Consider the following 22,759-nt stretch of genomic DNA (forward strand, 5'->3'; position numbering starts at 1 on the left):
GAGGACGGTCGGTGCTGTGCTTCATCTGCTGGCCCGGATGGCGATGTCGCGGGCGATGCATCGCCCAGCGCTTCCTTCGCTTCCCCGTTGATGGCGTCCCGCGATCGCCGGACGCCCTGGCAGCGCGATACCCGCCTGCTGTCGCTGGTCGCGCCCTGCTACAACGAGAGCGACGCGATCGTGCCGTTCTTCTCGCGCGTGATCCCGGTGCTCGAAGCGATCCCCGGCATCCGCTTCGAGATCGTCTGCGTCAACGACGGCAGCGGCGACGACACGCTGCCGCGGCTGCTGGCGCAGGCCCGCGCCGATCCGCGCATCCGCGTGATCGACCTGACCCGCAACTTCGGCAAGGAGGCTGCCCTGACGGCGGGCATCGACGAGGCGTTCGGCGATGCGGTGGTGCCGATCGATGTCGATCTGCAGGACCCGCCCGAACTGATCGGCGAGATGGTGGCGCGCTGGTGCGACGGCGCCGAGGTGGTGCTGGCCCAGCGCGTCGACCGTGCCTGCGATTCGTGGCTCAAGCGCGTGACCGCCGGCGCCTACTACCGGCTGCACAACCGCATGTCGGAACTGCGGCTGCCGGAGAACGTCGGCGACTTCCGCCTGATGGACCGCGCGGTCGTCAACGCGCTGAAGAGCCTGCCCGAGCGGCGCCGCTTCATGAAGGGACTGTTCGCCTGGGTCGGGTTCCATACGGTGACCGTTCCGTACACGCGCGAGCCGCGCAGCGCGGGGCAGTCCAAGTTCTCCGGCTGGCGGCTGTGGAACTTCGCGCTCGAGGGCATCACCAGCTTCAGCACGGTGCCGCTGCGCAGCTGGACCTATATCGGCCTGGCGGTCGCCTTCGCCGCCTTCTGCTATGGCAGCTTCATCATCGGCCGCACGCTGTGGCTCGGCGTCGACGTGCCGGGCTACGCCTCGCTGCTGTGCGCGCTGCTGTTCTTTGGCGGACTGCAGTTGATCGGCGTCGGCGTGGTCGGCGAATACGTCGGCCGGATCTATCACGAGACCAAGGGCCGTCCGATCTATCTGGTGCGCCGGCGCTACCAGGAGCGTCCCGCCACGCAGGGGATCGGCGGCCGCCGCGTGATCGAGCTGGCGGCGGTGCAGCGTGGCGCGCGTACGCGCTGACGCTTGGCCCCATCGATCAGCGCCAATTGCGCCGCGGCAGGCGACGGCCGCGGCGTTTTCCTGTCGGCGGCGGCCGTCCGCTAGACCGCGCGCGCCACCGCCAGCAGCGATACCCCGAACGGCAAGGTGCCATGCCGCAGCCAGAGCCGCTCGCTGCGAAACAGCGCGTACAGCAGTGCGTTCAGCAACGCCGGCGGCATCGCGGTGCCGGTCGAGCCGCCGGCCTCGCCGGGCACGCCATGCTCGGGGTGCCGCGCATGCAGCGCGTCGCGCAAACGGTCGTGCCAGCGCGCCGCCACCGCCAGTGGAAACAGCACGGTGTTGAAGTAGCTCAGCGTTTCCACGCGCAGCCCGGCGTTACCGAGGCGCGTGCTCAGCGCGGTACGGCGATAGCGGCGCTGATGGTGCAAAAAGACATCATGGCGGCTCCAGAGCCACGGATGTGCCGGCACGGTGATCAGCGCTGCGCCGCCGGGCCGCAGCAGTCCACGCACCGCCAGCAGCGCGCCGGCATCGTCGGCGATGTGCTCGAGGCAGTCGAGCAGACAGACCAGATCGAAGCTGCCCGGGCGGAACGGCATCGTGTCGGGACAACGGCCGTCGGCAATCGGATAGCGGCCGGCCGTCTTGGCCACGGCCAGCCGTCGCGCCATCGCGTCCATTTCGAGTCCGCTGACCGTGCCGAAGCGCGCCAGCATGTCGAGATTGCCGCCGGTGCCGGCGCCGATCTCGAGGATCGCGGCGCCGGGCGGGAGCGCCAGCTGCGCGAGCACCGCGGCGACGATGTCGCGGCGCGCGCGGAACCACCAGTGGTCGGCTTCGGTCTGCGCCATTTCGAGATAGGCTTGCGGCGACATGATGCTCTCCTAGGGTAGAGGCCGCTCGGCTGGCGGCGGGCAATCGCGCGTGGCGTACAGCGACCAGTGCCCGGCGGAGCGCACCGATTCGACACGGCAGTCCGCCGTGGCGAAAAAGCCCGTGGGCAGAGGCGTCGCGCGCCGCACGAACAGATAGCGATAGCGTCCGGCGCCGTGGCGGTGCCAGTCGAAGCTGGCCGGGAAGGCGTTGTCCAGCATCTCGGCGGGGCCAAGGGGCGGCGCATGGCCGCCGCGATAGCGGACGATCTGCGGCAGGAACCAGGCGAAGTTGAAATCGACCAGCCCCTGCCGCCGGGCCTGGTACCACAGCGGGAAGTGCTGATAGGCGCCGGGATGCGCGGCGGCCTTGCTGCCGGCCTCGAATATCAGCATCAGGGCGCGCTGGCCGGGCGCGGCCGCGGCGAGCACCGCGTCGAAATCGCGCGTCTCGTCGGCGAAGGCCAGCGCGCGCCGCGCCTGCCAGCCCAGGTGCAGCGCGCACGCCGCGCACAGCGCGACCGCGCACCAACGCGCGCGCATCGCGCGCCTCGGGCCGGCAGTGCCGGCCGGCATCGCGAACAGCAACGCATAGCAGGGCAGCAGCAGGATCCCGAAGCGCTGGAACAGGAAGGCGGTGCGCATCGCGTAGTGCGGCACGCACAGCCAGATCAGCAGCACGGCGGCGAGGGGCAGCCAGGCGTGCGGCAGATGCCAGCGCGGCCGCAGGCCCATCGCCCACGGCGCCGCCAGCATCAGCAGTGTGGCCAGTGCGAACGGCAGATGCGCCGACCACGCGCCCCAGGGCGACACCAGCAGCAGCGGCAAGCGCATCCAGTCCCAGCGCCATTCGATGGCCGGCCATGCGTAGTCGAGCGTGGCTTCGAGCCGCTGGGCATGACCGGCATACAGCAGCGCGAGCAGCGCCAGCACCGCGTAGGGCATCAGCGCGAACAGCAAGCTGCGCGGCGTCGGTGGTGCCGGTGTCGTCGGTCGTGAGCCGTCATGGCGGGCGAATGCGAACAGCACGCTGGCAGCGCCCACCGCGCCGGCGAACAGGAACACCAGCCCATGCGCGACGAACAGCAGCGCGCCGCCGAGCACGATCGCCGCGCCGGTCCGCAGCGTCGGCGCCCGCGCGTGGCGCCAGGCGGGCAGCAGGAACAGCAGGCCCAGTGGCACCGCCAGCAGGAAGGTCAGGAAGCCCCATTCATAGGCGAAGCCGAAGAAGCCCGGCACGAACAGCCAGTCGAGCCGCGCATCGGCGCCGACGCGCCGGCGCAGCGCGATACCGGCGCCGACATAGGCCAGGTATGCCGCCGACAGCAGCAGCTTCAGCGCGGCCGTCACCGGCATCCACCACGACAGCGCCAGCGCGGCGCCATAGCCGAGCAGATAGGGCGTGAACGGATTGATGCGCAGCTCGTGCCGCCATGGCGAGGTGCCGGCCAGCAGATCGCGCAGCGCGGCGACCTGGCCGGCATGCTGCGGCAGGTCGATCATCGCGGGATACGGGGCGAGCCAGGGGAGCGTCGCGCCCGCGGCGACCAGGGCGAGCAGCGGGAGCCGATTGGCAATGGCGCGAAGGCCAGCGGCGCGCGTGCGCGTGGGGCGAACGCCTGTTGCCTTCTCCCCCAACCCCTCTCCCGCAAGCGGGAGAGGGGACGCGCGGGGGCCGGCGCCTGCCGAGCCACGACCGGGCGCATGGTGTTCTTCCTCGCCCGTATGGTGTTCTCCCTCTCCCGCTTGCGGGAGACGGTCGGGGAGAGGGCCGGGGAGAGGCTCGGGGAAAGGGCCGGGGAAAGGGCCGGGGCCGGGCGCTCGCATGGCCGCCGTCGTTCGTCCCTGCATCGTCCGCCTCTGCGGAAACGCCCAATGCCGCGCGCCCAGATACGTCAGCACGGTATAGACGATCATGCCGCCGCATTGCGCGAGCAGGCTGCGCGGTCCCAGCTCGCCGGACAACATCAGTACCATCGCCAGGTTCGCCGCGTAGCCGAGCGCGCAAACGATGCCGAACCGCCACAGGCTGGCGGGCACATCGCCGCGATGCGCGAACGTCCAGCGCCGGTTCAGCGCGTAGCTCCACAGGAAGCCCACCGCATAGCCGGCCGCGTTGGCCGCGGCCGGCTGCCAGTCCAGTCCGCGCAGCGCGAGCCAGATCGCGGCGAAGCCTAGCGCGGAATTGCTGGCGCCGACCAGCAGGTAGCGCAGGCCGGTGTGGCGGACGGCGGCGTGCGGCCGCGGGCTGGCGGATGGCATGCGGGCGGCCTCCGGGCGCGATCGGTCACGGGACGCGATGGTGCGAGGGCGCTCAGCCCTCGCGCACCACCAGTCCGAGGTCCTGCCGGCGTACCTGCAGCTTGTAGTCGCGCATCATCCGGAACAGCGTCACGCGCGATACGCCGAGTTCGGCCGCCACATCGATCAGCCGCTCGTGATGGCGTTGCAGCGCTTCGCGGATCGCGTTGCACTCGGCGGCCTCGCGCACCGCGGCCAGCGTGCAGGGATGCGTCTCGGCGGGCGGCTGCAGGTCGAGATCGGCGGGACGGATCACGCCGCCCTCGCACATCGCCGCGGCATGGCGGATCCGGTTGATCAGTTCGCGCACATTGCCTGGCCATCGATGCACGGTCAGCGCGCGCATCGCCGAGTTGGAAAAGCCCTTGATGCGGGCCGGCGACTGGCGGCGAATCTCGTTCAGGATGTGTTCGGCCAGCAGCACGATGTCGCCGCCGCGCTCGCGCAGCGCGGGCTGACGGATGCGCAGCACGCACAGCCGGTGATACAGGTCCTGGCGGAAGCGGCCGGCGGTCACGGCGGCCTCGAGGTCGACGTGCGTGGCCGACACGATGCGCGCATCGACGGCGACCGATTCGGTGCCGCCCAACCGCTCGATGCAGCCGGTCTCGAGAAAGCGCAGCAGGCTGGTCTGGCTCTCCAGCGGCATGTCGCCGATCTCGTCGAGAAACAGCGTGCCGCCCTGGGCCAGCTCGATGCGGCCGGGTTTGCGCTTGAGCGCGCCGGTGAACGCGCCGCGCTCGTAGCCGAACAGTTCGGACTGCAGCAGCGCGGGCGGGATCGCCGCGCAGTTCAGCGCGACGAAGGGCTGCGCGGCACGCGCCGAGGCGCGATGAATCGCCTGCGCGGCCAGTTCCTTGCCGGTTCCCGATTCGCCGCCGATCAGCACCGGTGCGTCCCAGCGCGCGACCTTGGCGATGCCGCGGAACAGCGCCTGCATCGCCTCGCATTCGCCGACCATGCCCGAGGGACCCAGTGCACGCGCATTGGGTGCCTGGCTGTCCTGGCGCAGTTGCACCATGCCCCAGGCGTGCCCCAGCCGCTGCGCCAGCGTCACCGATTCGAACGGCGCGGTCAGATAGTCGATGAAATACAGCCCCAGCAGCCGGCGGGCGGTCGGGGTCAGCCGGTCGCGGCAGTCGACCATCGCGATCCACGCGACATTGGGCTGCGCGAACCAGGGCTCGAGCGCCTCCAGTTCGATGTCGTCGATCTCGCCGCTCAGGTCGAGCAGGCCGGCGATCGGCTGCTCCTCGAGCGGGTGCGCTTCGATCTCGTGCGCGTTGGCGGCGAACAGCAGCTTCCAGCCACGCTGGCTGAGGAAGCGGCAAAGATTGGCCTCGTGGTGCTGCGATACGAACAGCAGCGGGCGGGTGATGGAGCCGCTCATGGTGATTCCCCCGGATTCTTCTTATTGCCATGGCGGGCGCGGGAAAGGTCCCGCGCCCGCCACGGTTCCGGCCGGCGCCAAGCCGTCCCAGACAGACGTGCCCGTCGCCGCTCTCCGCTTGCGCGAAGACGCCCATCCCCAACCAGGCAATGAGCAGACCCTCCCATTGCCCGACCGCTGCTTCGAAATGACCAGTGGCCAGTGGCGCATCGCCTGTGTTGTGGCGCCGCGCATGGCGGTCATGGTGCCGCCTTTATCTGCCCGGCGTTGCGGCGTGCCTTGCATGAGGCCGCACGCGTTTTGTAACGATTCGCTCAGCGATGAGCGTGCCACGCGTCATAAGGCGTTGATTTTTATGACGTTTACTTTCGTGCACTTGTTACATCGACGGGATCTTGTAACACCTTGTATCCGGCATGGAACGAGGCCCGGCCGCGGGGCGATGCACTCCAGTGCATAAGGCGCGAAGGATGAGGCGAACGATTCTTATTCTTCGGTCCGAAAGTAGCGTAAAAGGCAGTTTTCGTCGGACACCTGGCACATGACTTCATCCGCACTGGCAGCGGGGAAGGGTTTTCTCCGATGGGGCAGCAGGTCCGCCAGCCGAGCCAAATGGTTGCAAAACCTTTACAGCACTGCACTACCAGGGAAACGGCGACTCGGAGCGCTGCATGCGCCGCGGCATGGTGGCATCGGCTGGATGGGCGGCGTGCGCATGAGCCGGTGAGGGCGAACTGGTGACGCCGGCAGCGCATGTGTGCCACATAAGGGCGCAAGACTCATCCATTTGACGTAAGCGGTGCGCCTACGGCGCCGCGGATCCGCGCCCGGCCGAAGTGTTCCGGCTGTGAAACACGCGACGCGAAAGGGTTACCTGGCTGGCCCCCGCCGATACGCCGCTGTGTCAGTCGAGCGCACCGGCATCGGCATCGGCACCGGCATCGGCATTGCCGTCGGGCAGGCGCGACGCCTCGATCTGCTGGCGCAGCCACGCGTGCATGCGCCGGATCGCGCTTTCGTGCGGATGGCCTTCGCGCCAGATCATCCAGTACTGCAGCGTCGACGGAATCCGCGTGGCGCCAATCTGCACCAGCGCGCCGCTGACCAGGTAGTCGTGCGCCAGCAACGCGCGCGCCGTCGCCACGCCGACGCCGGCGACCGCCGATTGCAGCAGCATGCCGGCATCCTGGAAGATCGGCCCGCGCTCCGGCTCGTGGGTCGGCAAGCCGGCCTGCTCGAGCCAGTCGCGCCAGGAGCGCAGCGCGAAGCGCAGCATCGGCAGGCGCGGCAGGTCCGTCACCGTGAAGCCGGGATAGCGGGCCAGCAGCGCGGGGCTGGCCACCGCGATCACGGTGTCCTCGATCAGCCGGTGGCATTCGAAGCCGGGCAGGTCGACGCGCTGGTGCCAGATGCCGACGTCGACCGAATACGGGTCCGGCGGCGGGATCTCGGCGTGCAGGCGCAGGTGCACGTCGAGCATCGGCATCGCCTCGTACAGGCTCGGCAGCCGCCGGATCAGCCAGGCGTTGGCCAGGTCCGCCATCACGCTGACCTCGAGCCGGACCGCGGGTTGCTCGCCCTCCCCGCCGGCCTCGTTCAGCGCCTGCTGCAGCCCGTCCAGTGCGGCGCGGACCCGTTCGGCCAGCCGCGCGCCGACGCTGGTCGGCAGCATGCGGGCGCCGGCGCGCTGGAACAGCTTGGTGCCCAGGCTCTGCTCCAGCGCGCGCACATGGTGGCTGATCGCGCTGTGCGTCAACGCCAGTTCCTCGGCGGCGCGCGAGAAGCTGCGATGGCGCGCCGCCGCCTCCAGCGCGCGCAGCGCCTGCAGCGGGGGAAGATGCGGAACCTGGGCCATGGGTCGATGGAAGAGACGAGGGAAAAAGAGATGGAGGAAGCGGCACAATCGGACGCGCGCCGTCAAATTCTACTCACAATCCGGGCTGGAATTCTTCGTTGGTGCCGGCACGCCGGAGCGCGGACAATCCGCGCATGACAACCGCAACGCATTCTCCTTCCGGCCTCCCGTCGGGCCTTCCCGCCGCCGCCAGCGCCCTGCGCTGGCGCGTGCTGGCGATCTTCTCGCTCGGCTTCTTCGTTTCCTACGTCTACCGGGGCGTCAATTTCGGCTTCGCGCCGTATCTGTCGCGGGAGTTGGGGCTGTCTGCCGCCGATCTCGGCCTGCTGACCAGTTGCTATTTCCTCGGCTTTGCCTGCGCGCAACTGCCAGCCGGCCTGCTGCTGGACCGCTTCGGCCCGCGCCGTACCGAGGCCGCGCTGCTGCTGGTGGCGGCGGCCGGCACGCTGCTGTTCGCGCTGGGCGAGGGCATGGCGGCGCTGGCGGCCGGGCGCATGCTGATCGGCGTCGGCGTGTCGGTCTGCCTCGGGGCCGCGATCCAGGCACTGTCGATGTGGTTTCCGCTGTCGCGCATGCCGCTGCTGAACGGGTTGGTGATGGCGATCGGCGGCCTCGGCGCGGTGGTCGTCGGTACGCCGCTCGACTGGCTGTTGTCGCTGGTCGACTGGCGCGCGGTCTGCATGGGACTGGGCGGCGTCACGCTGGCGATGGCGCTGCTGCTGTGGTTCGGCGCGCCCGAGGCGGTGCGGCCCGGCGCGCGCGAAAGTCTCGGCGCGCAATGGCGCGGCACCGTCGCGATCCTGCGCAGCGCGCCGTTCTGGCGCGTGGTGCCGCTGACGCTGCTGAACCAGGGCGTGTTCCTGGCCGTGCAGAGCCTGTGGGTCGGCGCCTTCCTGCGCGATGTCGGCGGCGTCGGGCCGGCGCAGGCGGCGCGGCTGGTTTCGCTGATCGGCTTCGCGATGATGGGCGGCTGCGTGGTGACCGGCTGGGCGGCACGCCATCTGGAGCGGCTCGGCGTCAGCCTCTACGTGTTCGCCGGGGCCGGCATGACGATGTTCATCGTGGTGCAGGCGCTGCTGATGGCCGGCGCGCCGTTGCCGGCCTGGCTGCTGTGGGCCGGCTACGGCGTGTTCGGCTCGACCGGCATCCTGACCTACGCGGTGCTGGCGCGCCAGTTCGACGGCGCGATGATTGGGCGTGCGACCACCGCGCTGACGCTGACGGTATTCCTGGCGATCTTCGTCTGCCAGCTCGGCATCGGCATGGTGCTCGACCTGTGGCCGGCGGTGGAGGGCCGCTATCCGGTGCGCGCCCATCTGGCGGCATGGGCCGTGCTCGTCGGCTTGCAGGTGCTGGCGGCGATCTGGTACTGGATGGGCGCGCGGCGGCATCGCGGCGCGACCGCGGCCTAGCGTAGCGCCGCGCTACAGCACGATCGGCCGGTCGTCGAGCTCGTTCGGATTGCCGTCGCCGTGCTGCGGGAAATGCCGGGCCAGCAGCGCGTGGACCTGCGCCACGGTGGCCAATACCGGCTCGATCGACAGGTCGGTGGCGAGGCCGTGCGCCAGCGACTGGCACAGCGCGGCCCAGGTCTCGCGGTCCACGCGCGCATCGATGCCGCGGTCGGCCAGCAGCTCGACCGCATGATCGGCCAGGTTGATATAGAGCAGCACGCCGGTGTGGTCGGCGGTGTCCCAGACCTCGAGCGCGGCGAACAGCGCGCGGGCGCGCTCGCGCGGCGTCACGCCGGCCCAGGCCTGCGCCGCCGGCAGGCTCGACTCGATGACCACGCGCACTTCGCCGCGATGCTGGCGCTCGCCGTCGCGCACCGCGCGTTGCAGCCGCGACAAGGCATCGGGCGGGAAGTGCCGGTGCGCGAACGAGACCGGGGTCAGCGCATGGCGCAGCGCGCGCCGCAGGCCGCGCGAGGGGGAAGGTGAGCGGGAAGGGGTGGGCATGATGTCGTTCCCTTACCAGTTGCCGGAGGCGCCGCCCCCATCGAAGCCGCCGCCGCCTCCACCGCCGAAGCCGCCACCGCCACCAAAACCACCACCACCGAAGCCGCCGCCGCCATGGTGGCGGCCCCAGCCGCCACCGAGGCCACCGAGCCCGCCGAGTCCCCCCAGCGTGCCGGCAGCCGTATCCCAGCCGCGCCGGCCGACGACGATCTGGCGCCGGCGTCCGCGCGTCGCCGAGAACAGGAAGAAGGCGATGATCAGCAGCGGAAACAGCACCGGCAGCCAGTCGTCCAGTCCGCTCTGCCGAGCCTGCTTGCGCGCCTGCGGCCCGGGCAAGCCTTCCTTGTCGATGGTCGCCTGGATCGCCGAGATGCCGGCCGCCAGGCCGCCATAGAAATCGTTCTGGCGGAAATGCGGCGCCATGATGTCCTGCAGGATCCGTTTGGACATCGCATCGGTCAGCGAGCCCTGCACGCCGCGGCCGACTTCGAGCCGCATCTTGCGCAGCCCGGGCGGATTGTCCTTGGCGATCAGCACGATCACGCCGTCATCGATGCCCTGGCGGCCGGCGCGCCAGGCGTCCGCCACGCGGATGCCGTAGGCGTCGATCGTTTCCGGATCGGTGGTCGGCACCATCAGCACGAAGATCTGGCTGCCGCGCGTGCGCTCGTATTCGCCCAGCACGTTTTCCAGCGCGCTGCGCTGCGCGGGCGCCAGCGTGCCGGTCAGGTCGGTGACGCGCTGGGTCAGCGGCGGCACGGCGACGAAGCCGTCGGCCTGCGCCTGTGCCTGCGCCGCGCCGGCCACGCCGAGCAGCATCGCCAGCGCGAGCATCGGCGCAAGCACCGGCACCAGCATCGGCATCAGCATCGGCATCAGCATCGACGCCGGCGATGCGCGCAGCCAGCGCCGGAGTCCTGCGGCGAAGATCATCGGCACGAGGATCAGAACTTGACCGCGGGCGGGGTCGAGATCGCCTTCTCGTTCTCGACGGTGAACGAGGGCTTGACCTCGTAGTTGAAGATCATCGCGGTCAGATTGGTTGGGAAGCTACGGGCCAGCACGTTGTAGTCGCGCACCGCGGCGATATAGCGCTGGCGCGCGACCGTGATGCGGTTCTCCGTTCCTTCCAGCTGCGATTGCAGGTCGCGGAAGGCGGCGTCGGCCTTCAGTTGCGGATAGTTTTCGGCGACCGCGAGCAGCCGCGACAGCGCGCCGCTCAGTTCGCCCTGCGCCTGCTGGAAGCGCTGGAACGCTTGCGGGTCGTTCAGTGTCTCGGGCGTGACCTGGATGCTGGTGGCGGTGGCGCGCGCGCGGGTCACGGCTTCGAGCGTCTCGCGCTCATGCGAGGCGTAGCCTTTGACGGTATTGACCAGGTTCGGAATCAGGTCGGCGCGGCGCTGGTATTGATTGACGACCTCGCCCCAGGCCGCCTTGATGGCTTCGTCCTTGGCCTGGAAGTCGTTGTAGCCGCAGGCGCTCAGCAGGCTCGCCAGCCAGGCCAGCAGCAGCCAGCGCAGCGGCCGCAGCGACGACAGGGAAAATCGCGACGAAGCGAAGGTCGGCGACGAAGAAAGGAAGGCGCGCATCGGAAAACTCCGTGGATCATCGGAACGCCAGCAGTGTAGCGCACCAGCCGCTTGATGCATCCACGGAGCGGGCCCTTGCGCAGGGCCCTTGCGCAGGGCCTTCAGGCTGGCCGCGGCCTTACAGCGCGGCGAACGCCCGGCGCGCGGCCTCGAAGGTTGCCTCGAGGATCGCGTCGTCGTGCTGCGCGCCGACGAAGCCCGCCTCGAAGGCGGACGGCGCCAGGTAGACGCCGTTGTCGAGCATCGCGTGGAAGAAGCGGTTGAAGCGCGCGGTATCGCATTGCGTGACCTCGGCAAAGCTGGCCGGCACGCCCTCGCGGAAATACAGCCCGAACATGCCGCCGACCGAATCCGCGGCGAACGGCACGCCCGCGGCGCGCGCGGCCTCTAGCAGGCCATCGGCAAGCTTGCGGGTTTGCGCGGCGAGCCGGTCGTGGAAGCCCGGCGCCTGGATCAGCTTCAGCGTCGCCATGCCGGCCGCCACCGCCAGCGGGTTGCCCGACAGCGTGCCGGCCTGGTAGACGCCGCCCAGCGGCGCCAGTTTGGCCATGATGTCGCGGCGGCCGCCGAAGGCCGCCGCCGGCATGCCGCCGCCGATCACCTTGCCCAGGCACGTCATGTCGGGCGTGATGCCGTAGTGCGCCTGCGCGCCGCCCAGCGCGACGCGAAAGCCCGTCATGACCTCGTCGAAGATCAGCACGGCCCCATCGGCGCTGCACAGCTTGCGCATCGCCTGCAGGAAGGCATCGCTGGCGCGCACCAGGTTCATGTTGCCGGCCACCGGCTCGACGATCACCGCGGCGATCTCGCCGGCGTGGGTGGCGAAGGCCTGTTCCAGCTGCTCGACGTTGTTGTACTCGAGCACCATCGTGTGGCGCGTGACGTCCGCCGGCACGCCGGCCGACGACGGCGCGTTCTGCGTGGTGTCGGCGAAGGTCAGCAGGCCCGAGCCGGCCTTGACCAGCAGGCTGTCGGCATGGCCGTGATAGCAGCCTTCGAACTTGATGATCAGATCGCGCCCGGTGAAGCCGCGCGCCAGCCGCAGCGCGCTCATGGTTGCCTCGGTGCCCGACGACACCAGCCGCACCTGCTCGATCGACGGCACCAGCTTGCAGATTTCCTCGGCCATTTCGATCTCGGCCTCGGTCGGCGCGCCGAACGAGAAGCTGCCGGCGGCGACCTGTTGCACGGCCCGGACCACGTCCGGATGGGCGTGGCCGACGATCATCGGGCCCCACGAGCCGATGTAGTCGATATAGCGCTGGCCGTCCGCATCCCACATATAGGGACCTTCGGCGCGCTCGATGAAGCGTGGCGTGCCGCCGACCGAGCGGAACGCCCGCACCGGCGAATTGACGCCGCCGGGAATGGTCTGCTGGGCGCGGTCGAAAAGCTGCTGGTTTCGTGACATGTCGTGATCTGCCTGGAGGAGGAGGGGCGGCGCTGCCGGGGACGGATGCGGGCGGACGCCAATTCGCGCGAACCGTATGCGATCGGCCGCAATCCGCGTCAATCGCCATCGATATCGGCGCCAAATACCGGGATGCCGGTGGCGCGCCGCGCGTCGATTCGGTACCATCTGCGCTGAATTTTAATCGAGACGTCACCACCCTATGGAATACAAGACCTGGATGTGCCTGATTTGCGGATGGATCTACGATGAAGCCGCCGGCGCGCCCGAAGATGGCATCCCGCCCGGAACCAAGTGGGAGGATGTGCCGATCAACTGGACCTGCCCGGAATGCGGCGCCCGCAAGGAAGACTTCGAGATGGTGGCGATCTGAGGGAAGCTCGACGTTCCCGCCCTTGATATTCGTCCGGTATTACGCACGGATCCCCGCACAAGAAACCAGCCGACGGCGGCCATCGCCGCCACCGTCCGGCCGCGGCCGGCCTAGCCCGAGAACGGCCCGCGCCCCCGCAGCGCATTGGCCACCATCATCAGCGCCAGCAGGAACGGCAGCGCCACATACAGGCACCAGTGGACCCGGTCGCCGATCGTTTCGCCCCATTTGCGCTTGAACACCTGCAGCCGCGGCATGCCAGACGGATTGGTGGCGCGCTTGTGGTTGACGTGCCAGGCCATCCAGAAAAAAAAGATGGCGAAGGCGACCGAGAGGAAATTGATATTACCCATGGTGGATGGCGATGGTTTTGAGGGTGGTGAAGCCGTATAGCGCCTCGAAACCCTTTTCGCGCCCGTGGCCCGACTGTCCGGAGCCGCCGAACGGCAATTCGACGCCGCCGCCGGCGCCATAGTTGTTGATGAAGACCTGGCCTGCGCGCACCTTGCGGGCAAGGCGCAGCTGGCGCGCGCCGTCGCGCGTCCAGATGCCGGCGACCAGCCCATAGGGCGTGCCGTTGGCCAGCGCGATCGCGTCCTGCTCGTCGTCGAAGGGCATCGCCGCCAGCAGCGGGCCGAACACCTCTTCCTGCGCCAGCCGGTGCGTCGCCGGCACGTCGCGCAGCAGCATCGGCACCTGGTAGTAGCCGGTTTCCGGCGCGTCGGCGACGATCTGGCCCTGCGCCATCACCGGAATGCCGGCGTGCTGCGCGTCGGAGACAAAGTCCCAGACCCGCTGCTGCTGCTTGCGGCTGATCAGCGGTCCGCATTCGAGGTCCTGCTCCGCGGGGCCGACCCGCAGCGACTCGAACACCATCGCCAGCCGGTCCAGCAGCGCGTCGTACAGCGGCCGCTCGACCAGCAGCCGGCTGCCGGCCGAGCAGGTCTGCCCGGCGTTCTGCACGATGCCGCGCACCACGACCGGCACCAGCGCATCGACATCGGCGTCGGCGAACACGATCTGCGGCGACTTGCCGCCCAGCTCGAGCGTGACCGGCACATGGTTCTCGGCGGCCATCTGCGCGACCATCCTGCCGGTCTGCGGCGAGCCGGTGAACGACAGGTGGTCGATGCCGGGATGGCGCGCCAGCGCCGCGCCGGCCTCGTGCCCATAGCCGGTCACGACGTTCAGCGCGCCCTCGGGCAGGCCCACCTCGGCGGCCAGTTCCGCCACGCGCAGCAGCGACAGGCAGGCGTCCTCGGCGGGCTTGACCACGCAGGCGTTGCCGGCGGCCAGCGCCGCGCCGACGCTGCGGCCGAAGATCTGCAGCGGATAGTTCCACGGCACGATATGGCCGGTGACGCCATGCGGCTCGCGCACGGTCAGCACCGTATAGCCGTTCTGATACGGGATGGTCTGGCCGTGCAGCTTGTCGGCCGCGCCGGCGTAGAACTCGAAATAGCGGGCGATCGCGCGGGCATCGGCGTGCGCCTGGCTCAGCGGCTTGCCGGTGTCGCGCGCCTCGAGCGCGGCCAGTTCGGCCTCGTGCTCGGCGAGTTTGCGCGCCAGATCGGTCAGCAGCCGGCCTCGCTCGGCGGCGGCCAACGCGCCCCAGGCGCCATCGAAGGCCTGGCGCGCGGCATAGACCGCGGCGTTGATATCGGTCGCGTTGCCGCGCGCAATCTCGGCGAAGGGCGCGCCGGTGGAGGGGTCGAACACCTTGATGCGCATGCCGGAATCCGGCGCCATCAGGCGGTTGGCAACGAAGTGCTGGGCGTGCATCGTCATGCTCCGGCTGAAATTCCAAGCCGGCATTATCGCCCAGCCGGACCGGGTAACCGCAACGCACGGCGCCGGCACAGGCCTGCGCAGGCCGGTTGCCGCGTGTCGTCCGCCTGTCGGTTCCGGGTCAGACCGAGCCGCTATAATGCCGGCCATCGTCAAACCTTGGCCAAATACCGGCCGAACACAGGCATCTGGAGAACCGCATGAGCTTCAATCTCGTCCCGCCGGGCAAGGACATCCCGAACGACTTCAACGTGATCATCGAGATCTCGGCCCAGAGCGATCCGGTCAAGTACGAGGCCGACAAGGAAACCGGCCTGCTGTTCGTCGACCGCTTCATCGGCACCGGCATGCGCTATCCGGCCAACTACGGCTTCATTCCGCAGACGCTGTCGGGCGACGGCGACCCGGTCGACGTGCTGGTGATCACCCCGTTCCCGATCCTGGCCGGCGCGGTGGTGCGCTGCCGCGCGCTGGGCATGCTGAAGATGACCGACGAAGCCGGCGTTGACGCCAAGCTGGTGGCGGTGCCGGTCGACAAGCTGTCGCCGGCCACGGCTTACATGAAGGGCCTGTCGGACGTGCCGCAGAACACGCTGGACCAGATCAAGCACTTCTTCGAGAACTACAAGGCGCTCGAGGCCGGCAAGTGGGTCAAGGTCGAGGGCTGGGGCGGCATCGAGGAAGCGCACAAGGAAATCACCGACGGCGTGGCCAACTACAAGAAGTAAGACTCTTCTGTTCGGGCTGCGCGCTCCCCCGGCGCGCACCGATCAGAACCATTGCCGCAGGCGCCGCAGCGCCGGCGGCAGACGCGGCACCGGCCTCGCCTTCGAGGTCAGGTCCGCGGCAGCGGCCGCCGTTGCGACCCGCTGCTCCGCCTTCCCTTTCATTCCTTCCCCTGCCGTTGTCCCGTCGGCGCCCATCGCGGCGGCGTTGACCGCGGCATGGACTGCGGCGTGCACGGCCGGCACCGTCTGCGCCAGCGCGGCCCGCAGCGGCGTACCGCAGGCTTGCGCGACCGCGGTCTCGCCGACCATCCCGCCTTGCTGCAACTGCCGGCGCTCGTCCGCGTCGAGCCACAGGCCGGCGTCGAGGAAGGCCCGCATCGCATCGACGCGTCCCGCCCTGCAGGCCTCGAAGATCGGCCGCTCGCCCGCGCCGTTGCGCGCCTGCGGGTCCGCGCCGCGCGACAGCAGCAGCGACACCGTGGCGGCATGGCCCGCGGCGGCGGCCGCATGCAGCGGCGTGCGTTGCTGCCGGTCGCGCTCGGCCAGGCTCGCGCCCTGTTCGAGCAGCCAGCCGATCGCCGCGCGGTTGCCGTGATAGGCGGCCTCGTTCAGCGCGCTGCGCCCATTGTCGTCGCGCGCCAAGGGGTCGGCGCCCTGGATCTTCAGCCACGCCAGCAGCGTGCGCGTGCGTTCGCCATGGTCCTCGTGCGTGGCCAGCTGCATCGGCAGGCGGCCGGCCTCGGTCCGCCTGTGCGGATCGGCGCCAAGCTTCAACAGCGATACCGCGAGCGCGAATTCGTGATGCTCGCAGGCGAGATGGAAGGCGTTGCGGCCGTCCGGGCCGGCACGGTCGACAAAGGCGCGGCGCTCGCCTTGCGGCACGGTCTGCACGACCGCCTGAACCACATCGAGCCGGCCCTCGCGGCAGGCCTGCAGCCAGCCCTGATGCAGCCCCGCATCGACCACGCCGGCATGGCGCTCGCCACGCAGCCGCGCCACCGCCTGCGCAATGCGCGCCTGCTGCTCGACCGTGGGCAGGTTCAAGGCGTCGAGCTGTTCCTTCAGCTCGCACAGCATCGCTTCGAGCGCGCTCCATTCGTGCTCGAGATCCGCGCGCAAGGCCGCCCACCGCTGCGGCGGCCCGAAGGCGAAGCGCCGGTGCACGGCCATCTCGTCGTCCAGACGTTGGCCAAAGCGCGCGACCCGGCGCGCCAGTTCGCCGGCGTCGAGCGGGACGAAGCCACTGCCGTCCTCGGCCACGACCTGCGCGGTCTTCGTATCGGGCATGCGCGCCTCGATGGTTTCGCGATAGCGGGCGGCGATCGTCGCGGCCAGCGCGTCCAGCTCGGTGAGATAGTGCTGCGTCAAAGCCTGCTGCGCCTGCTGCGTGCCGATGGCCCGTTCGGCGGTCTTTTCGGCGGCCTCGGCCTCAGCCTCGGCATCGCGCAGCAGCGTCAACTGAAGATGCAGCACCTGCGAGCGCCGGCTCAGCCATCGCTCCAGTTCCTCGATCGGTGACACCACCGGATGGTGGGCGATGGCGGTCCGCGCCATCTGCTGCGTCAGCGCGTCGGCGCGCGCGCTCAGGGCGTTGTGAGCGGATATGGACAGCATGGCGATCTCCGGCTGAGACGGGCGCAATACGGAGGTGCAATACGGGCGCGCAAGTTGGGCGCGCAATACGGGCGCGCATTACGGTTGCGCATTCCGGGCGACCCGAGCAGGGGCGACCGAATGGGGTCCGAATCTAACGGCCCCGGTGTGCCGCCCTGTCGGAATTGGCATCGTCTCTGTCGCGAATGGTCAGTGCCAACTGGTTGGCGGCGATGGCATCGCCTACCGTTCGCTGCGCCGCCGGTGTCCGCAGGCCGGTGGAGCGAACGACAAACGGAGCGGGTCCGGGAGGTCCATCGCCATGTTGAGCACCGTCGGCACACGTATCGGCACGCTGGTCCAGCTCGGGGCCGGCCTGGCGCGAGACATCGAGCGCGAGATTCAGAACAACCTGCAGCGCAACGGCCAGCGCGACCCCGGGTGCGACCCCGGGCGCGACATCGAGCCGCAAGCGCTGCGCGAAGCCGTCTTCGCCGGCGACCGGCGGCGGGTCAAGGATCTGCTGGCCGGCAGGCCCGCGTTGGCACGCACCGCCGACGACGAAGGGGACGCGCCGCTGCACTGGGCCGTGCGCGCCGCGGCGCGCCACGACGCCGACGATTGGCGCGTGATCGTGACCTGCCTGCTGGAGGCGGGCGCCGATTGCACGGCCAGGAACCGGCAGGGCTTGACGCCGCTCGAGCTCGCCGCGCAGGTGCCGTACGACCCGGCCGTGCTGGGCGTGCTGCGGGCCGGCGGTCCGCGTGCGGCGCAGCGCATCGCCACCGGCGTCAGCGATGCCACCGACGCTGCCGACGCCGAGGGCCGCATCGGCGAGGGCGGCGCCGCCGACCGCGACAGCATGACGGTCCAGCAAGGCCTGCAAGGCATCGCGGCCATGCTGCGCGCGCAAGTACCACCGGCGGGTGGCGAGGCTCGGCTGCTGCGCAAGCTGTCCGCGCTGTATCGGGACGCCGATGCCGACTGCGCCAAGGCCTGCCTGTCCTGCCTGCGCCTGCTGCTGCAGCGGTACCCGGCGCTGGACCAGACCCGCCGCGACGACATGGTCGCGTTGTACGAGGCGCTGGTGCGCGTGTGGATGCGCGGCAGCCATTGGAAGGAGGGCTTTTGCTACGCACATCATGCACGGCGCCTGCTGCCCGCCGGCGGGCGCGGTGGCGCGGTACTCGATGCGGCGATCGATCGGCTCGAAGCGGCGATGGTGCGCGAGCATCTGTCGCAGTGGGCGCCGCGGGCGCAGGTGCTGCTGCGCGCCGCGCTGTTCGATCTCGGCACGCAGTGCGTGTCGAAAGCCTCGCCATTGCGCATGCTCGAGCGCGCGCATTGTCTGTTCCAGGCGCTCGCGCGCATGGAATCGCTGATGGCCGTGCACGGCATGGCGCTCGCGCCGGAGGAGGACCCGCGCGAGGCCCTGCCGACACGCCAACTGTCCGACGCGATCGCCACGGCGCTGGACAGCCTGCGCCGGACCGCCAAAGGCGCCGCCGAGTTCATCGAGGTCGCGCAGCGTGTGCTGCTGCTGGCGGAATCGGCCGGGGCGATCGGCCTGCATGCGCATGGCGCGGCATGGTGCGACAGCGTGGTGCGCAACGTCGTGCAGGAGGAGTGCGTAGCGGCGCTCAAGAGCTACGACTGCGGCGCGCATCGGCGGATGGCGCAGACCTTGCGCAGCGGCGCGGCGGCAGTGGCGGCACCCGCCGAGCCGCCGCGGGCGCTGTGGCGCGCGCTGCGCGACAGCCTCGATGCGTTGCGGGCGCAGGCAGCGGCCGATCTGGCGCAAGCGGAACTGCCCGAGGCAAGCGATCGCGCGGCACTGTGCGATTGGCAGACCCCGCTGCCCATCGAGGCGTTGCAGGAACGGCTGACCGCGCGCTACAGGACGCTGGTCGCGCAGATCGCGCGCGCCTGCCGGCACTGGATGCTGGCCGAGCCGCCGTGCGCATTCGCGATCGTCGGATTGGGCTCGATGAGCCGCGGCGACATGAGTCCGTACTCGGACTTCGAGTATGCGCTGCTGCTGGCCGAGCCCGCGCCGGCCGACAGCCTCGCGCAGGCATGGTTCATCCGGTTCCGGCGGCTGTTCGACCTGGCCGTCTGCAGTCTCGGTGAAACGGCGCCGGGCGCCGATCATCCGTTGCCGGCGCCGGGCGGATTCGAGGTCGATGCGGGCGTGCGCGTGGCAGCGTCGGCGCTGGCCTGGACCGGCACGCCGGAGCAGCTTGCCGACATGCTGCGCCAGCGCAGCGCGGCCAACGCCAACGCCCATCCGGATGCGGACCAGGGCCTGCACTTCTCGTTGCTGACGCCTTGCCTTGCGCATGGCGAGCCCGCACTGATGCAGCGGCTGTCGCTGGCGATGGCCGCTGTGCTGGACGTGCCGTTGCGCGTGGACGATCCCGGGCGGCTGTGCGCGCGCGAGGATCTGGCGCTGCGCCAGCTGCAGGCCGACATGATGCGGCTCGGCGACGCGGAGACGCATCATGCCGACAGCGGCGTCGACCTCAAGCATGGCTATCGGGGACCGCTGGTGCACACGCTGACCTCGCTGTCGCTGCTGTTCGGCCGCCATGAAACGCCGCCGCGCGCGGCGCTGGAACGGCTCGATGCGCTCAAGCGATTCTCGGCGCCGTTCCTGGCGGACTGGCGCTGGGCCATGGCGGTGGTGCAGACGCTGCGCTGGCGGCTGCAACTGCGGGCGCACCGGCGCGAGGACCTGGCCGATGCGGCATGGAGCCACTCGGAGCGCCGCCTGCTGCAGGCCGTGCAGGACCGCGTGGTGGGGCCGCTGCGGGCGGCGCTGTCGATGCTCGCCGGCATCGGTCAGGTGCCTGCGTGGCCGGTCGGCGAGGCGGTGCGTGCGCTGCGCCGGCTCGACGACTGCGATCCGGCGCTGCATCCGCTCGTGCTCGCTGCGGCGGCCCGGCCGCCGTCGCTGGAGGCAACGCGAAGTGTGGCCGCCACGCTGGCGGTGCGGCGTGCGCCGGCAGCCGAAATGCGCCGTCATTACGAGGCCGCCATGGCAGCGGTGCCGCGCGAGGACGCCATGGGGCGCTGGGGCGTCTGGCGCGATGCGCTGTGCGCGGTGCCGGGCAACGAAGGCCGGATGCGCGCGCTCGGGATCGTGCCGTGGCCCGACGGCTGGCGCGCGCAATGGGCGGAACGGCAGGGCGCCTTTCGCGGACGCCTGGACGGCTGGCTGGTCGATGGCGGGAATCAGGCAAGGGCGGCGTGGGGAGCCGCATGGGACGCCGTGCAGGTGCGTGTGCTGGCGTCGCGGGCCATCGTGGAACGCACGCTGGCGCCGGAGATCGCGCGGCAGTTGTTCGACGAGCACGGCAATGTCCTGCCGAAGCCCGCCGGCCAGCCGGGCACGCATCGCGTGCTGACGGTCCGCTTCGAGGCGGATGGACGCGAGCACGTCTATTGGGTCAAGTTCGATGCGCAGGCGGCGGGCAGCGAGGCGATCTGGCATGCGCTGGACCGGCGCCTGACCGGTGGGCGGGGCATGCCGGCCAGCGTGCCGATGCAGCTGTGCAGTGGCACGCGGATCTTCGATGTGCAGGTCATCGAGGATGTCGCTGGCCGCTCGCTGGCACAGCTGCTGCGCGAGGAGCCCACCGCGTTGCGCGCGATCCATCCCGCCTCGTTCACGCGGGCGCTGCTGCGCGAACTGGCCGGCGGGCCCGGCGAGCAGGCCGGCGATCCAGCGGACGACCATGTCGTGGTCGAGCGCGGCTCCCGGCAACTGCTGAAGCGGATCGGCAACGGGCGGGCCGCGCTGGCCGCGATGGGGCTGGCCGCACCGGGGCGGAGCACGCTGCCGGTGCGCAGCCATCTGCTGTGCCTGGACCAGATGATGCAGCCGCTCGACCTTGCGGTGCTCGAGGAAGTGGGCCGGCTGCAGCCGGACGCGGTGCTGCGCGGCTGGCTCGAGGATGCGGCACGCCTGCAGCAGGACCTTGGGGCGTTGTTTGCCGGCGCGGACGGTGCAGGAGCGAACGAGATGTGGCCGCACGCGGGCCTGGTGGGGGCGATTCCGGCCGAGGCGCTGCCGGCGCTGCGCCAGCGTGTCGAGACCATCGTCGGCATGGCCGCCCTGGCCGCGCGCCTGCGCATTGCGCCCACCGGCATCGCATGGTTGCGCAGCCTCGAGCCGGAACTGGCGGCGCCCTATGTGGCGGCGTTCGAGCGCCATCCGGTGCGCGCCAGCGAGCCGGCGGCGCCAGCCTTGCGTTTTGCCTGTCTCGACGAGGCGCTTGCCCGCCGGAACGCGAATGGACGCTATGGCGCCACGGATGCGGCCACGCATGCCGCCCGCTTCGGTCTGACGGCGATCCATCCGCGGCCCGATCCGTTGCCGTGGCGGCCCGCCGATGCGATGCAGACCGCGCCGGGCGGCACCATGTCGGCCACCGGCGCGTTGTCGCGGCTGGCCCAATCTCCCGCGCGCGATCTCGCCGCGATCGTGCTCGGCGTGCTGAGCGGACGCGATGGCGCCGCGCGGACCTTCGCCGCGCTGCCGGCGCGCCAGCGCACCGCGGTGTTCGACGCGATCGGCATGGCGCTGTATGCCGACGCGCGCGCCATCGCGGTCGACGACCAGCGCCGGCTGCTGACGGCGCTGGCCGGCACGCCGCTGGCCTGCCTGGATCTGAGCCCCTTCGCCGGGGCGCTGACCGACGCGCTGCTGGAGACCCTGCTGGCCGGCACCGGCGCGTCGCTGCGTCGGCTGGACCTGAGCGGCTGCTCGCGGCTGACGCCGCAGGCGCTGCGTCACGTGCAGGCGTATGCGCCGGCGTTGCGTACGCTGGACGTGCGCGCGATGCGGATGCCGGGCGACTGGATGCCGGGCGAACCAACGCTGGCCGAGCGGGCCGCCGCGCCGCTGGTCGCGCAGCCCGGCCCACCGCAATCGCCGCTGCTGCATCTGCCCGCGCTCGAGGCGCTCGATCTGCGCGACAACGGCGCGCTGCAGACCGTGCGGCTCGACGCGCCGGCGCTACGCGTGCTGCGGCTGGACGGCTGCGCGGCGCTGCGCGAACTGCGGCTCGATGGCGCACGGCGGCTGAGCCGGCTCGACGCGCGCGGATGCATCGCGTTGCCCGAGGCGGCGCTGCGCGCGCTGGCGCGCGACAACCCCGCGCTCGACGAGGTGCAGCTCGCGGGCTGCGGCCAGCTGCGCCATGCGGCGCTGTGCGAGGCGCATCCCTGGTTGCTGGCGTGGCCATGGGACGGCTGGACGGAACGTGGCCTCGCGCGGCTGCGCGAGTCGCTGTCCCGGCCCGACGGCGGCGCCTACCGGCCGATGCCGCGCTACGTGGTCCGGCAGGTCAACGAGTGGCTGCGCGAACGCGAACGGGCGGTGCAGGCGCTGAACCGGGTCTATCGCGACGCGAGCACGCCGCGGCGGCTGCGCGAGGCCGCCGAAGCGGCGCTGCTCGGCCGCGAAAGCGTGGCCCAGCGGGAGGTGGGCCAGGCCGCCGCCACGCTGATCGGCAATGCCACCGATTCGCAGCCGGCGCTGGGCATCGCCATGCTGCTGCCGGCGCTGTCTGCGGCCGGTAGCGAGGCCAGCCGCGCCGCGGCGGCGGCCGCGCTCGGCGGCCTGATTGCCATCCCTTCGCGCGACGATGTCGCGCGGTGGGCGCAGCGCGATGCCGCGTCGCGGTAGCGGTGCGGTAGCTGTACGGTAGCGGTGCGGGGCCGGCCGCGCCGGATCAATGCGGCGGCTCGTTGCTGTCCGCCGCGCGGGTGGCGGGGCCCA

16 protein-coding genes are annotated in these 22,759 nt (G+C 70.8%); 5 read left to right on the forward strand and 11 right to left on the reverse strand.

The genetic code is table 11. From position 1 onward, the window contains the following. The first annotated feature begins 90 nt into the window (after positions 1 to 90). A complete protein-coding gene (locus LRR16_RS10610; protein ID WP_023264417.1) occupies positions 91 to 1,134 on the forward strand; it encodes a glycosyltransferase family 2 protein in 1,044 nt (347 codons plus the stop codon). Positions 1,135 to 1,214: 80 nt separating this feature from the next. Here LRR16_RS10610 and LRR16_RS10615 read toward each other — a convergent pair whose 3' ends face one another. From LRR16_RS10615 to LRR16_RS10630, 4 genes are all read right to left on the reverse strand, one after another. Continuing rightward, entirely contained in the window at positions 1,215 to 1,991 is a 777-nt protein-coding gene (locus LRR16_RS10615) for a bifunctional 2-polyprenyl-6-hydroxyphenol methylase/3-demethylubiquinol 3-O-methyltransferase UbiG (RefSeq protein ID WP_064575806.1), read from the reverse strand. A gap of 9 nt (positions 1,992 to 2,000) precedes the next feature. After that, positions 2,001 to 4,250 (reverse strand): GtrA family protein, encoded by a 2,250-nt coding sequence (locus LRR16_RS10620; protein ID WP_232205824.1) that lies wholly within the window; start codon positions 4,248 to 4,250, stop codon positions 2,001 to 2,003. A gap of 52 nt (positions 4,251 to 4,302) precedes the next feature. Next, the gene (locus LRR16_RS10625) at positions 4,303 to 5,679 is read right to left on the reverse strand and encodes a sigma-54 dependent transcriptional regulator (protein WP_232205825.1); all 1,377 of its coding nucleotides are present in this window, start codon (positions 5,677 to 5,679) and stop codon (positions 4,303 to 4,305) included. Between the two features lie 904 nt (positions 5,680 to 6,583). Next, positions 6,584 to 7,534, reverse strand: coding sequence for a LysR substrate-binding domain-containing protein (locus LRR16_RS10630; RefSeq protein ID WP_064575809.1), 951 nt, complete (start codon positions 7,532 to 7,534; stop codon positions 6,584 to 6,586). 134 nt (positions 7,535 to 7,668) lie between these two features. Between LRR16_RS10630 and LRR16_RS10635 the strand changes: the two genes are divergently transcribed. Next, the gene (locus tag LRR16_RS10635) at positions 7,669 to 8,946 is read left to right on the forward strand and encodes a nitrate/nitrite transporter (RefSeq protein WP_232205826.1); all 1,278 of its coding nucleotides are present in this window, start codon (positions 7,669 to 7,671) and stop codon (positions 8,944 to 8,946) included. 12 nt (positions 8,947 to 8,958) lie between these two features. On the opposite strand, the gene LRR16_RS10640 is transcribed toward LRR16_RS10635, so the two are convergent. The 4 genes from LRR16_RS10640 to hemL form a co-directional block, all read right to left on the reverse strand. After that, complete coding sequence (locus LRR16_RS10640; RefSeq protein ID WP_232205827.1) at positions 8,959 to 9,492, reverse strand: TPM domain-containing protein; 534 nt, start codon at positions 9,490 to 9,492, stop codon at positions 8,959 to 8,961. A 12-nt stretch (positions 9,493 to 9,504) separates the two neighbouring features. Continuing rightward, positions 9,505 to 10,326, reverse strand: a complete 822-nt coding sequence (locus LRR16_RS10645) for a YgcG family protein (protein WP_052511478.1) — start codon at positions 10,324 to 10,326, stop codon at positions 9,505 to 9,507. 110 nt (positions 10,327 to 10,436) lie between these two features. After that, positions 10,437 to 11,081 carry a LemA family protein gene (locus tag LRR16_RS10650; RefSeq protein WP_006577066.1) on the reverse strand — a complete coding sequence of 215 codons (645 nt, stop codon included), beginning with the start codon at positions 11,079 to 11,081 and terminating at the stop codon, positions 10,437 to 10,439. A 118-nt stretch (positions 11,082 to 11,199) separates the two neighbouring features. Continuing rightward, positions 11,200 to 12,492 (reverse strand): glutamate-1-semialdehyde 2,1-aminomutase, encoded by a 1,293-nt coding sequence (hemL, locus tag LRR16_RS10655; protein ID WP_232205828.1) that lies wholly within the window; start codon positions 12,490 to 12,492, stop codon positions 11,200 to 11,202. Between the two features lie 202 nt (positions 12,493 to 12,694). Between hemL and LRR16_RS10660 the strand changes: the two genes are divergently transcribed. After that, positions 12,695 to 12,865 carry a rubredoxin gene (locus tag LRR16_RS10660; protein ID WP_006577065.1) on the forward strand — a complete coding sequence of 57 codons (171 nt, stop codon included), beginning with the start codon at positions 12,695 to 12,697 and terminating at the stop codon, positions 12,863 to 12,865. A gap of 110 nt (positions 12,866 to 12,975) precedes the next feature. Here the strand turns inward: LRR16_RS10660 and LRR16_RS10665 are convergent, their stop codons facing one another. Both LRR16_RS10665 and LRR16_RS10670 read right to left on the reverse strand, forming a co-directional pair. Next, positions 12,976 to 13,218, reverse strand: coding sequence for a hypothetical protein (locus tag LRR16_RS10665; RefSeq protein WP_006577064.1), 243 nt, complete (start codon positions 13,216 to 13,218; stop codon positions 12,976 to 12,978). Continuing rightward, the gene (locus LRR16_RS10670; protein WP_064576124.1) at positions 13,211 to 14,647 is read right to left on the reverse strand and encodes an aldehyde dehydrogenase family protein; all 1,437 of its coding nucleotides are present in this window, start codon (positions 14,645 to 14,647) and stop codon (positions 13,211 to 13,213) included. Before LRR16_RS10670 ends, LRR16_RS10665 begins: the two co-directional genes overlap by 8 nt. 206 nt (positions 14,648 to 14,853) lie before the next feature. Between LRR16_RS10670 and ppa the strand changes: the two genes are divergently transcribed. Beyond that, on the forward strand, positions 14,854 to 15,381 hold the full coding sequence (gene ppa / locus LRR16_RS10675) for an inorganic diphosphatase (protein WP_006577062.1): 528 nt from the start codon (positions 14,854 to 14,856) through the stop codon (positions 15,379 to 15,381). A gap of 42 nt (positions 15,382 to 15,423) precedes the next feature. On the opposite strand, the gene LRR16_RS10680 is transcribed toward ppa, so the two are convergent. Continuing rightward, positions 15,424 to 16,995 (reverse strand): ankyrin repeat domain-containing protein, encoded by a 1,572-nt coding sequence (locus LRR16_RS10680; RefSeq protein WP_232205829.1) that lies wholly within the window; start codon positions 16,993 to 16,995, stop codon positions 15,424 to 15,426. Positions 16,996 to 17,296: 301 nt separating this feature from the next. On the opposite strand from LRR16_RS10680, the gene LRR16_RS10685 reads away from it, so the two are divergent. Continuing rightward, the gene (locus LRR16_RS10685; RefSeq protein WP_232205830.1) at positions 17,297 to 22,666 is read left to right on the forward strand and encodes a putative nucleotidyltransferase substrate binding domain-containing protein; all 5,370 of its coding nucleotides are present in this window, start codon (positions 17,297 to 17,299) and stop codon (positions 22,664 to 22,666) included. The last annotated feature ends 93 nt before the right edge of the window (positions 22,667 to 22,759 follow it).

The sequence above is a fragment of the Cupriavidus sp. UGS-1 genome (genome assembly GCF_021213615.1).
Lineage (GTDB): Bacteria > Pseudomonadota > Gammaproteobacteria > Burkholderiales > Burkholderiaceae > Cupriavidus.